We start from the raw sequence: 14,808 nt of genomic DNA, 5'->3' as shown, positions 1-14,808 counted from the left end.
TCAGGTTACCGTGGGTACCTATAACGACCTGGCCATTTCCAATAACAGCAACTCCACCAACACTGATTGTGAACGTCTCACCATTGGCATCAATACCAAGGTCTTGTGGACCAGTGAACTCACTCGTAGCACTTGGCGTGCTACCTGTGGAAAGCCCGGCTTCATCAACAGAACCATTGCTGACATCAAGCGTGGAATATCCGTGTTGTTAACAACGTTGATCGTCAATGTCGTAGTAGAGATTTCACCATCAACATCTTCAATTGTGTAGGTAAACACATCGGACTTGTCTTCACTGACTGCAACTGTCTGTGTATAGGTGTAAGTACCATCTGATCCGAGAGCCAGTGTTCCAAAATCACCTGTGATAGAAGCTGGAAGGATGGATTGATCTCCAACATCTCCTTTAGCCGCCCCAACAACGGTAATACCGCCATCAGCTCCTTCTGTATCTGCCAACAGAGCGCTATCAGCATCGCCAACACCAGAAATCACATTACCTGTTGTACTGCCAAGCTCGGCAACACTGTCAATGTCAGACTTAGCAATCGGGCCATCGTCTGTAATGCTGATTGTGATGTTACCTGTAACTTCATCACCTGTCGCATCAACAACACTGATCGTAAAGATATCGCTCGGTGTCGTCGTATCGTGATTAAGCGCAGAAGTAAGCTCGTAAGAGTAAGTACCATCAAGGTTGATCGTCAGGTTACCGTGGGTACCTATAACGACCTGGCCATTTCCAATAACAACAACTCCACCAACACTGATTGTGAAAGTCTCACCATTGGCGTCAATACCAAGGTCTTGTGGACCAGTGAACTCACTCGTAGCACTTGGTGTGCTGCCTGTAGAAAGTCCGGCTTCATCAACAGAACCATTGCTGACATCAAGCGTTGGAATATCCGTGTTGTTAACAATGTTGATCGTCAATGTCGTAGTAGAGATTTCACCATCAGCGTCTTCAATTGTGTAGGTAAACACATCGGACTTGTCTTCACTGACAACAACAGTCTGCGTATAGGTGTAAGTACCACCGGAGCCAAGAACCAACGTTCCAAAATCACCTGTGATAGAAGCTGGAAGGATGGATTGATCTCCAACATCTCCTTTAGCCGCCCCAATAACGGTAATACCGCCATCAGCTCCTTCTGTATCTGCCAACAGAGCGCTATCAGCATCGCCAACACCAGAAATCACATTACCTGTTGTACTGCCAAGCTCGGCAACACTGTCAATGTCAGACTTAGCAATCGGGCCATCGTCTGTAATGCTGATTGTGATGTTACCTGTAACTTCATCACCTGTCGCATCAACAACACTGATCGCAAAGATATCGCTCGGTGTCGTCGTATCGTGATTAAGCGCAGAAGTAAGCTCGTAAGAGTAAGTACCATCAAGGTTGATCGTCAGGTTACCGTGGGTACCTATAACGACCTGGCCATTTCCAATAACAGCAACTCCACCAACACTGATTGTGAACGTCTCACCATTGGCATCAATACCAAGGTCTTGTGGACCAGTGAACTCACTCGTAGCACTTGGCGTGCTACCTGTGGAAAGCCCGGCTTCATCAACAGAACCATTGCTGACATCAAGCGTTGGAATATCCGTGTTGTTAACAACGTTGATCGTCAATGTTGTGGTGGATGTGTCACCATCAGCATCTTCAATTGTGTAGGTAAACACATCTGACTTGTCTTCACTGACAACAACAGTCTGCGTATAGGTGTAAGTACCATCTGATCCGAGAGCTAGTGTTCCGTAATCACCGGCAATAGAGGCCGGCAAACTAGCCTGAGAGCCTACAACACCCTTCTCAGCACCGATAACTGTGATGCCGCTATCAGCACCAGCAATATCAGCACCATCAGAACCAACACCAGCAATCACATTACCTGTTGTACTGCTCAGTTCTGCAACACTGTCAACATCGGACTTAGCAACAGGGCTATCATCCGTAACGGTGATGGTGATGGCCTGAGCCACCGTATCTCCATCGACAACACCTTCATCAGCAACGACTTCAAAGCCAGTGATTTCAAGGCTGTCCGTAGATGCGAGATGCTTAAACTCGTCAGATAGTGTTGCCGTAACAGTGGCAACAACGTTACCGCCAACTTCTGTATCAGATACAGAAACAGTCAATAAGAGGTTGTCATCAGCATCACGAGCTTCCCACTCACCACCAACAGTTTGATCCCAACTCAGTGGTTCATCAACACCGACGACTACTGGTACTGCAAAACCCGTTGCCAGACCAAGAGTAACACTATCGATACCATCAGTTCCCGGATCAAACGTCACAGTTGCAGTTTCAACGTCATCAGCAACGTCCAGGCCAACCTCAGTAAGGCCAATATTAGTACCTGTAGCACTAATAATAGATGGGACACCGTCGTTAACGGTAATGGATACGGTTGTCGGAACAACCTCGATATTATCGGTTAGATCGTCTTCTACGCCACTACCTGCTGTATCCGTACCCACCTCACGACTGATTGCATAAACATCCAGAACGTAAGTCTCGTCTTCGGTAACATTCCCAACATCCAAGGTCACGCTTGAGATCGTATCTGCATCGACAAGAATGTATGTTCCCGGTGTTACGCCGGGATAATCAGCAGCATTCGTTCCATCAACAGTTACAGTGCTGAAACCTGCATCTGCAGAGAATGGAGCAGAAACTTCTACGAGATATTCATGAGCTTCAGAGCCATCCGTTGCATCCGCAAAGGTCGCCGTGAGATCAACATCAACCGAAGTTTTCTCTACTGGCGTACCCGGATCAGCAACTGCATTCAAGCCAGTAGCTGCATCCGCAACCGCATCGACAATAACTGTTACTTCAGCAGAAGACTGGCTGCTACCACCCGCATTCGGGTCGGTTGCTTTTGCCGTTACTGTGAGATCGCCGAGATCAACATCAGACTGAGGATCCGGGGTTGTTGTGATAGTGATCTCAACACTGGAGCTACCAGCAGGGAAATCAGGTGCTGTTAGGATAACAGGACCAGTCAATGGGGCACTTTCAACCCCACCAATAGTAACTGTGTATGCCTGAGTAGGACCAAATCCGCCGAGAGTTATCTCGGTGAGAACATCATCACCGTCTGTATTTACGGTCGCCGTTACCGTCTGATCAACACTGTCTTCTTTGAAGACCGCCTGACCGCCGGTTACATCAACGTCACCGCCGTTAGTGATAACGATTGTTGGCTTGCCAACGATATCGAAGGTCTCAGTTGCCGTGGCAACATCGCCGTCTTCGTCGGTAACCTGAACAGTGAAGGTTAAATCAGCTGCAGGAACAATGGTCACTTCTGTTGAGAAGGTAACATTGCCTGTAGAGGGATCTTCATCCCCGGTGTAACGAACCTGATAATCACCAGATTCTGGTACGGTGAACTCAAGAACGCCACCAACAATTGAGGCACCAGGAATTGGATTATTATCAGCATCGAAGACCATCAACTCGAGAGAGCTATGAGCCGCCCCATCAACACGCAGCACTTCACCCTCTAGGAGAGAGAACTCAAACGCATCATTGTATTCTGGAGCATCGGTATAAACACTACCGACGAGCCCTGTGATGGTTACAACACCATTGCCCGCTGCATTTTCAAAGAAGTCAGCACGGTCAATTGTCTGTGGTTGCCCAACAAGGTTTTGCTCTACTTCAGCAATTGTTTTTGCCGAAACCGCATCAAAGCCATGATCACCAGAAGTATCCGGATCAAATGTCCACGTATGGTCTGCTTTTACAGTCAATGTACCGCGGCCGTCGAGAACGAATTCGACTTCATCCGTTGTGCCAGTAACATCAATCACTTGTACTTCACCATCAACGATGATTTCCACTTTGGCAGGGGAAGCATCGTCAGCACCGAAGTCGTGCGTCCAAGAACCAGATGGTTGACTTGCAGCGCCCTCTACGAACGGTCCCGCACCTGTAATAGTTGTCGTTGGAACATCATCAATAACTTCTACATTCAATGTACCCGTAGCTGGTGAGCCATCAACATCCGTTGCCGTCAGCGCAAAGCTGTCGAAGACTGAGTCTGTACCCTGTACAGAGTGATCGGTTGTGTTTTCGTCCAATTCGTAACGATAGGAAACAGTCCACTGACCCGCATCGGCATCGGTGAGAATTACAGATGTAATAACGAGGGTACCGTACTGGCCTGTGGTAATTGTCTGATCATCAGAGTTATCACCAGCAACATTGGATAGATCAACCGTCACACCATCGATAGTGATGGAAGCCAGACCGTCAACGGCGGTAACAACAAAGGTGTCACTATCACTGTCACTGATTTGTGCTTCATCAACAACCGCGTCTGAATCTCCGAGATCAGCAGTTCCTGTGATGGTTACGATATCATCATTACCGTTAATCGTGATTACCAGATCTGCAGGAGACTGGTCACCGTCATTATCGTTCTGATTGTAGCTGAAGGTCTCGGTCAGTGTCGTATCGTAAGATACTGTACCAGAAGCCGGAGGTGCAGACAGAGCCTGAACCTCAGGATCTGTGTTATCCAGCACGTATTTGTAAGTGCCATCAGCATTTACAAAGAGTGTACCGTGATCACCAGCAATTTCCTGCGCATAGCCAGTCTCGGTAGTTGTACCACCATCAGTCCAGGTTACTTCAGCCTGACCACCCTCAACAACGTCTTCGCCAACGTCATCGTTGTTCAGAACATTGCCTGTTGTAGTAAGGACAGTGTCTTCAGTGACGCTATTGACATCATCATCAGCATCCGGTGTGTCATCAGCCACAGTGATGGTAATGGCCTGAGCCACTGTATCCCCATCAACAGTACCTTCGTCAGCAACAACTTCGAAACCTGTGATTTCAAGGCTGTCTGTAGATACAAGATGTTTGAATTCGTCAGACAGGGTCGCCGTAACAGTGGCAACAACATCGCCAGCTACTACTGTATCAGACACCTGAACAGTCAATAGCAGATTGCCCTCTGCATCACGTGCCTGCCAGTCACCAGATGGTACCAGCTGAGACCATGTAAGGGTCTCATCAAGGTTGGATACTGATGGTGCTGTCAGACCCGTAGCCAGACCAAGTGTAACGCTATCAATACCGTCAGTTCCCTGATCAAAGGTCACCGTTGCAGTTTCAACATCATTAGCAGCGTCCAGACCAACCTCGGTAAGACCAAGGTTCGTACCTGTAGCACTAATAACAGATGGAACACCGTCGTTTACAGTGACAGATACCGTTGTTGAAACGACTGCGATGTTATCGCTTAGATCATCTTCGTTACCGCTACCCGCAGGAACTTCCTCACGACTGATCGCATAGACATCCAGAACATAAGTCTCGTCCTCTGTCACGTTACCAACGTTCAGAGTGACAGAATTAATGCTATCAGCGTCCACAACAATGTAAGTACCGTGTGTAACACCCGGATAGTCAGCTGCATTTGCTGCTGTCACATCTACCGTGGTGAAGCCAGCAGAAGTAAACGGCGCTTGAACCTCAACCAAGTACTCATGAGCCTCAGAACCATCTGTTGCATCAGCAAAGGTCGCGGTGAGATCGACATCAACGGATGTTTTCTCTACCGGTGTTCCCGGATCAGCAACAGCATCGAGATCTGTTGCAGCATCAGCCACAGCATCAACAACAATCGCAACCGTTGCCGGTGCAGAAGTGGAAGTTGTCAGTGCTGTTGGCTCTTGCGCTGTCGCTGTGATAGACAGATTGGAAAGATCAACATCGCTCTGGGCGTCCGGATTGATAGTAATCACAACTTCCCAAGATGGACCGAAACCAAGATACATAGCATCGAGAGAAAGTTCTCCACCAGCAACTAAGTGGTTGAACTCAACCCCATCAACCTTGATTGAAGTAATCTGACTATCATCCAGGCCTGTAACAAGAAGGCCTGAAAGAAGGTCATCACCGACAGCAGTAACCGTGGCTGTGATTTCATTATCGACGCTATCTTCCTTGATAACAGCCTGATTACCCGCGGCGTTAACACCGCCAGTGAAGACGATTACCGGTGGGGAAGTGATATCGATGTTGTGTGTAGCAGTTTCGCTATCACCATCGGCATCTGTGACCTTCACATCGAATGAGAAGTCAGGATTAGCCGTTGCAGTCGATGGTGTTGCAGAAGCTGCGAAGCTCCAGGTGCCATCAGAATCAACGGTTAGAATACCTTTTCCTGAAATGTCGAAAGTAACAAAGTTACCCGCCGCCAGTGTTTGTGAAGCTCCATCAACAATGATTTCAACCGTGGCACCAGTACCATCATCAACACCGAAGTCGTAAGTCCATGTTCCATCGGCTGTACCGCCAGAAACTACACTTTCAGTTTCGGTTCCAGCATTATCGATTTCGACAGATGGTCCATCGTCACGGAATTGAATAGTCAGATTTGCAGGTGCACTTTCTGTTCCATCGTTATCCACGACAATGATACCAAGATCTACGAGAGAATCCTCATTAGCATTATTCGTGTCATGGTTTTCAATTGCCAAGAACTGTTTGACATAAATCTCATATCCAGTTCCTGCAGAGTTCAATGCAATTGTTGCTACAAATGCAATATCACCACCGGCCATACCGTAAACAACACTTGGATCGCTATCGGAAGTTACAAGCGTAATCGCCTGGCCATCGCTAGTGCTTAAATCGTCTGGTGTGCCAGTCGATCTATTATCAGCCGGAGTATTATTATAATCCGCAAATTTGACGGTAGAAAGTGCACCCCCATCGTCTTTGAGATCAACCCTATTCCCATGAGGACGATACCCCTCACTAACGAAAGTAAGATCAGCGAGATTAACACCAGGTACAGGCTCATCAGCAGCAAATGCTGCAGCAACAGTATCTTGACCCGCAGTAACTCCGACACTATGGGCTGCCTGATCAATTCTTTTTTCAGCAGAGTATTGGTTACCTTCAGACTCATCGACCCCAATGGCAGTATTTTTTGTTGTCGGCGTCGTGTCGTTCACTTCAACAGAGAAAGTACCGACATAGGCATCGTTATCTGTGTTGTTCGCTGTAATAGGCTCAGCATCACCTGGGGTGAGGTTTGCATCTGTCGTTGTCGTATAGACATCAACATCAACAGTACCATCGAAGCCCGGAACAGGAACAACCTGTAGACCTGAAACCATTGTCTGAACAGCAGAGTAATCCATACCGGAAGTATCGATTGTCCAAGTGCCATCTGGGCCTTCTACACCGATAGCAGCATCCGCACCATCAACCAGAGAACCGTGGCTTAGAACGATTTTAACTTCGGTAATCTTCTCAGATCCATCGAGATCGGCATCACCCTGTGATTCAAAACCGGCACTACCATCGTCAAGTGCAGCAGCACTCGTTGTCGAATCACCACCAAGGGCAATGGAAAGGCCGAGGCCAATAGGACCGTTATCACTACCTTCAACACCAGATGCCTGCGTTACTTCAGAACCATCAACGACTGCATCAACGACCAGAGTAATGCTGCCGGTATCAGAAGAAATTGTGTTCAGGAAGGTGCCAGCAGCAGCGGGATCAGGTTCGCCTGCAGTTGCAGAGATCGTAACGTCACCGATATCAACATCGCTTTGTGAAGATGGATCAACCGAGATCACAACATCAACGGAGGCGACATTACCAAGATCGCTAACATCAAGTGTAAGAGTACCCGCGATAATATCTGCTGTGTAATCAACACCACCAACTGTAACAGTTGTGATCTGACTATCATCGAGACCCGTGATGGTTACCGTTGCCAGCAAGTCATCCCCGGAAGCAGCAACCGTTGCGGTTACAGTTCTAGGTGTGTCTTCTAGGATAACAGCCTGATTGCCTTCAACGTTCAGATCATCATCGGTAAAGGTAATCGTCGGTTTGGTCAGAACATTGATGTTGTGCTCATGAGAAACACTATCGCCATCAGCGTCCGTAACCGTAACCTCAAACGCAACATCTGGGTTACCTGAATTTTCATCAGCTGGATTGGTTGCAACGAACGTCCATGTACCATCTTGTCTTACAGTCAGGACGCCTTCATCCGTAGTGAATTCAACTTCATTATTTTCACCAGCCACAAGCGGAAGTGTTAGTGTTGATCCCTCAACAGTAACTTGAACCGTTGCATCAGCGCCATCATCAGCACCAAAATCGTATGTCCAGGTTCCATCTACTGTGCCGCCAGCTTCTACATAATCCGTATCAACAGCAGAAGTAGCGCCGATACCGACGGTTGGGCCATCATCATCAACAGTGATTGTAACAGGTACCGGAGAGGTTTCATCACCATCGGCATCTGTGGCAACGACGTTAACACCAGTGAAGGTAACGAGGTCAGTACCAACTACGTGCTCAAGCTCATCGTTGAGGTCAACCTCAACTGAAACTGAAGAATTACCGGCACCAGGAACAAGTGTCAGGGTCAGAACAAGGTTGCCTTGACCATCTGTTGCCGTCCAAACGGTGTCACTCGTCATATCCCAAGTTAGGGATTCATCAAGATTGGCATCACTTGGTTGCGTTAAGCCATCTGATAGCTCAAAGGCAAAACTCGTAATACCATCAGCACCTTCGGTGAAGAAGATAGTACTGCTATCGTCATCAGGGATTCCAGCTTCGTCAACTTCCAATGAGATAGAAGCGGTATCAGCAGTTGGGCCATCATCACCAATAGTTATAGAGAATGGAACTGATGGAGAATTAGTTACATCATCATCGAAATCTGCAACGCGAACGTTGAAGTCATCGGTTACAGTATCAGCAGAACCAACATTGTCAGGATCACTATGATCGGTTGAGTTTTCTTTCAGCTCATAAGACCAGGAGTAAGCACCGTCTAGCTCTGTAACAGTAAGAGTACCAAGCTCACCTTCGACGATAGTCGTCGCAGGTACTCCAGCCGCACCAGTGTTGATTGTAACAAAACCCGCATCACCTTGAACCTGAACAACTCCAAGAGCATCACCAGCAAGCGTTACATCGAAAGTACCGTTCGCAGTAGTGTCAGTACCAGCTGCATTCGATCCGGTTTCAGTACCAGAATTAAAGTTTGCATCCAGATCAGATTCTTGGACTGAGCCGTCAATTGTGCTCACAGCAACTGTGGCTTGACCGTCCAATACATCAAAGGCCAATGGCAGAGTTTTGAAACCACCATGATCGTCTTGGACTGTAATTTCAAAGCTATCTGTCAGGCTATCGCCTGTATCATCAACTGCCGTGTGATCAACAGATGTGAATGGTGTGTAGCTATAAGTTCCAGCTTCATTGATCACGAGGGTACCGTATGCACCTTCGATTGTGACCAGAGTTTCACCATCATTGCCTGCACCCGTTGCAATCGCGCCATCGACGCTGCCGCTCTCATCAGGGTTTGTACTCGTAAGTGAATTGACCGTAATTGTCAGACCACCTTCAGCCGCCTCAGATGAAGCAGGATCGATATGATCGTTCGCTTTGTCTTCAGCCAAATCATCGTGATCGTCTGCATCACCCCAAGTAATCGCACCAGTCAAAGCAACAGGTACGCTGGAGTTCTCGACAATGTCACCACCATCTGCGTCAACAACCAACTCTGGGTTAGCGTTCGTCAGATCCAGAGTAACTTTCGCCAGATCAAATGTACCTTCGGCATCATCGATCAATTTGTAAGCGAAATGTACTTCACCCACATAATCCAAATCAGGATTCAAGGTAACTGTGAAGGTTCCATCGCCATTAACAACAACAGTTCCCACGGCAACTTCAACAGGGCTTAGACCTGAATTATCGGTACGATAGAGAGTACCGGAAGCATTACTGTCTGTTGGACCTGTACCAGTAAGAATTTCAACGGTGTGGCCACTTAGATCTGTTGGCTCGGCATCACCGTCACTGTCATTGCCAAGCAATGCAGCAATCGCAAAATCAAGGCCGCTGTTGATATCTTGCGCTTTGTTGTGCGCAGCAGAACCAAGATCATCGTCTAGCGCTTTTGGTTTGAAGTGGATATCCACTGTTGTTGTAGTTACTTCACTCCAGTTATCACCATTACCGTCAGTAACTTGATTACCGCTACTGTCAACAACAGCATCCAGGACTTGAACGCTAATATTCAGTGGGCCTTCATCAGTTGGCTCATCTGAACCACCCCAACCAAGTTGTATGTTATGGAGAGCATCCTCATAGTCAGCTTTGGTGCCAATACCCTTGATTTCAACTGTATTATCATCAATCAAAGTTACCGTCAGGCTACCAGCGTAATCAGCTGACATTGTGATTTCATATTCACTGGCGTCCTCTAGTGTGACAACAGCTTTCTGCATATGGCTGCTATCAGCATCCGTAATGTCATGATTGGACAATACTTTGGTTGCAGGGAAGGCATATGTCTCAGTTGGGAACGGAGCATCGGTAGTTTCATCAGCGAAGTTAACCTGAATTTCGACAGGGCTATTGCCAACGACGTTTGGCGCGTCTTCGATCACGACATCACTGTCGTCACTTGCGTCTCCAAGTGTCGCAACAGTTACACCGCCTTCAGAAGTTTCAGCAGTGATCGTGAATACGGAAAGATCGTCACTTTCACCAGGATCGTTCGGGAGATCATCATTTGCCTTGATCTCAAAAGTCAAATCAACGTCATTACCTACGAGATCGCCAGTATCAAGATCAAATGTGATAGAGCGCCCATCACCAGATAGAACACCTGTTATCGTTTCGCTACCGTTATTCAAAGTCGCGTCTACGTTGGTAACGTCAAAGCCAACCGGAATATCAACAGTGATCGTAAAGCTTTCACTACCATCGTTATCCGGGAATGTTGCGGCAACATCAACCTGACCAGGTTCGTCGCTCCAGAAAGCTCCTCCCGGCTCTTGCGTGCCAACGGAATCACCCGCGCTGTCCAGAACTTCAATTGAAACGTTTTGCGGTTTATCTGCAATCGCGTCAATCTGAAGAACGATTTCGTCACTATTCGTTGTTGTTGTAACTGGCTGGTCGCCATCATCATCATACTCAGATGTTGTCACCTCAACAGATAGCTTAACATCCAGATCACTATGCTGTGGGTTCACAACTGTGAACAGGCCACCTAGGTCTAGGTTTTGAAGCATTTGTGGTGAAGCTGGATCACCCAGATCAGCGAACTCGATGGTCAATGTCTGACCATCAGCAGCCAGAGTAACATTAGCAAAGAACGACGTAACACCAGTACCTGGACCATCGGCAATACTACCGTCTGCGTTGGCGTAAATTGTCACTCCCGGTGCAGTAATAGCACTTCCATCAGCATTCCCGAAAGTCGCATCAGTCGTGCCAACGTCATCACCGTCACGCTCACCATTATCATCAATGGTCAGAACAACTTTGGTAATGGCTTCAGATTTATCAGTATCTACACCGGTAGTTTTAGGAGACCCATCAGCATTTCTGTCTTGGCCCGCACCATCTTCTGTGGAAATTTTGAAGGCTGTTGCAATTGTTAGCGGACCCGCATCTACATTATCAACAGTACTTTGATCATCTTCTTCGAAGACATATACGTTGGTTCCATCTTCATGTGAGAGGTAGCCATCTTCTCCAGCAAAACCGCTGCGATCAATGTTGGCTTCACCAACAACCCCTTCAACAATAATATCGATGCTGTCGGACGTAGAAGTCTCACTAACGAAATCATCACGATCAAGACCTGCGTTCAAGCCTGTAACTGTATTCGATGAATCGAGCTGGTCATCATCGTATTCGTATGTTGTTGTCGTCGCTGTCAGTGTAAAGTCAGAGCTGTCATCAATTGGAAGTTCAACAGTTACAAAACTATTCAAATCGACGGACTGAACCAGAGCAGGATTATCAAATTCAATAACCAAATCGCCCTGAGCATCAATAGATACATGAGCCGCATGACCATCTATAGTCACCGCAGCCGGGCTGGCTGGTGCAACTGCAGGACGGCCGCCTTCACCTGTACCTGTATCACTGTCTGTTACAACTGGAATGCTACCCAGACCGGCAATGGCCCAGGCACCGTCGGAAGCGCCCATATCAAGAGTAATACGAGCAATACCTTCTGAATTCTCTGCGTCGTCAGAAGCAACATCCTGACCGGCACCGTCTTTTGTCTTCGCACCGTAAGCAACAGCAATACTCAAACCATCTTCATCTGCGCCATCACCGTGGTCATCAGAATCACTTTCTCCATCTTCAGAGAAAGTCACATATGCATTGCCAACGGGGGCATCACCGTCGCCATCGCCCTGACCTTCGCCTTGAGGATACTCAGTACCCGCAAAGTCAAAGCCTGCATCGGCGGCACCGGCAACACCTTCGATAACAATATCAACAGTATCAACGGTATCGGTTGTATTAACCGGAGTTGCATCTGCAGCGGCATCATCATCGTATTCTGATGTGGTGGTTGTCGCTGTAATCGTGAAGTCATAGCTATCATCGATTGGAAGTTCAACACCGATAACACCATCAAGATCGATGGACTGAACACCAGGATCATCAAAAGTTAGAACCAGATCACCTGCCGCATTAAAGGAATAATCAGCTGTCACACCACCTGGGAATGAGACGGTTCCTTCTGCGTCCTGACCTTCTGCAGCATCTTCAAGGAAATAACCATCCTGGCCAGTTAGACCAAGCGCAACCCACTGGCCATCACTATCGCCCATATCCAGAACGATCTTCGTAATACCCTCTGAGTTATCGCTATCAACGGCTTCGCCTGGTTCAGCTGACGTATCTTGATCAACGCCATCTTCGGTTTCTGCTGCGTAGTTAACGGAAAGAACCAACGGAGCTTCACTCGCGCCTGCACCATGGGCATCAACATCACTGCGACCATCTTCTGAGAAAGTGTTCGCGGCTACTGGATCCTGACCTTCACCTGGAGCATCCGCAACAGGGCTCACTTGTGTTGTCGGATCAAAATCAGCGCGGGCTTCACCTACAACGCCTTCAACAACAATATCGATGCTGTCGGACGTAGAAGTTTCACTGACGAAATCATCACGACCAAGACCTGCGTTCAAGCCTGTAACTGTATTCGATGAATCGAGCTGATCATCATCGTATTCGTATGTTGTTGTCGTCGCTGTCAGTGTAAAGTCAGAGCTGTCATCAATTGGCAGTTCAACAGTTACAAAGCTGTTCAAATCAACGGACTGAACCAGAGCAGGATTATCAAATTCAATTACCAAATCGCCCTGAGCATCAATGGATACATGAGCCGCATGACCATCGATAGTCACCGCAGCCGGGCTGGCTGGTGCAACCGCAGGACGGCCGCCATCACCTGTATCTGTGTCACTGTCTGTTACAACAGGAATGCTACCCAGACCGGCAATGGCCCAGGCACCGTCGGAAGCGCCCATATCAAGGGTAATACGAGCAATACCTTCTGAATTCTCTGCGTCGTCAGAAGCAACATCCTGACCGGCACCGTCTTTTGTCTTCGCACCGTAAGCAACCGCAATACTCAAACCATCTTCATCTGCGCCATCACCGTGGTCATCAGAATCACTTTCTCCATCTTCAGAGAAGGTTACATATGCATTGCCAACTGGGGCATCACCGTCGCCATCGCCCTGACCTTCGCCTTGAGGATACTCAGTACCCTCAAAGTCAAAGCCTGCATCGGCGGCACCGGCAACACCTTCGATAACGATATCAACAGTATCAACGGTATCGGTTGTATCAACCGGAGTTGCACCTGGAGCGGCATCATCATCGTATTCAGATGTAGTGGTTGTCGCTGTAATCGTGAAGTCAGAGCTATCATCGATTGGAAGTTCAACACCGATAACACCATCAAGATCGATAGACTGAACACCAGGGTCATCAAAAGTTAGAACCAGATCACCTGCCGCATTAAAGGAGTAATCAGCTGTCACACCACCTGGGAATGACACTGTTCCTTCTGCATCCCGACCTTCTGGAGCATTTTCAAGGAAGTAACCATCCTGACCAGTTAGACCAAGCGCAACCCACTGGCCATCACTATCGCCCATATCCAGAACGATCTTCGTAATACCCTCTGAGTTATCGCTATCAACGGCTTCGCCTGGTTCAGCTGACGTATCTTGATCAACGCCATCTTCTGTTTCTGCCGCGTAATTAACGGAAAGAACCAACGGAGCTTCACTCGCGCCTGCACCATGAGCATCAACATCACTGCGACCATCTTCTGAGAAAGTGTTCGCGGCTACTGGATCCTGACCTTCACCTGGTGCATCCGCAACAGGGCTCACCTGTGTTGTCGGATCAAAATCAGCGCGGGCCTCACCTACAACGCCTTCAACAACAATATCGATGCTGTCGGACGTAGAAGTCTCACTGACGAAATCATCACGATCAAGACCTGCGTTCAAGCCTGTAACTGTATTCGATGAATCGAGCTGGTCATCATCGTATTCGTAAGTTGTTGTCGTCGCTGTCAGTGTAAAGTCTGTACTGTCATCAATTGGCAGTTCAACTGAAACCGAACCGTCGAGGTCAACAGATTGAACAAGAACAGGATTCACAAATTCAATAACAAGGTTGCCGCTCAGATCTTGGTATACTGTTGCATCGTAACCACCAACAGTGGCTGCAACAGGTGTTACATCAACACCAACGACTTCTTGTGGAATAGCGATATCACCAACAGCCCACTCGCCGTGTGAGACACCTTTGTTCAGAACAATCTTCGCAATGCCTTCGGATTTATCCGCATCAACAACTGGAGTACCATCGCCATGCTGGCCGGTACCATCTTCAGTAGATGCTTTATACTCAACAGAAATGCTTAGGCCGTCTTCATCAGCACCATCACCATG

Annotated in this window: 1 protein-coding gene; it reads right to left on the bottom strand. The window is 47.9% G+C overall.

The features are described from left to right. Nucleotides 1-18: 18 nt before the first annotated feature. Nucleotides 19-14,514, bottom strand: a complete 14,496-nt coding sequence (locus ACOGW3_RS01295; protein ID WP_419901299.1) for a beta strand repeat-containing protein — start codon at nt 14,512-14,514, stop codon at nt 19-21. Nucleotides 14,515-14,808: the final 294 nt, after the last annotated feature.

This window comes from Kiloniella sp., from assembly GCF_965205715.1.
GTDB lineage: Bacteria > Pseudomonadota > Alphaproteobacteria > Kiloniellales > Kiloniellaceae > Kiloniella.
This window is presented reverse-complemented; position numbering and strand designations above follow the sequence as displayed.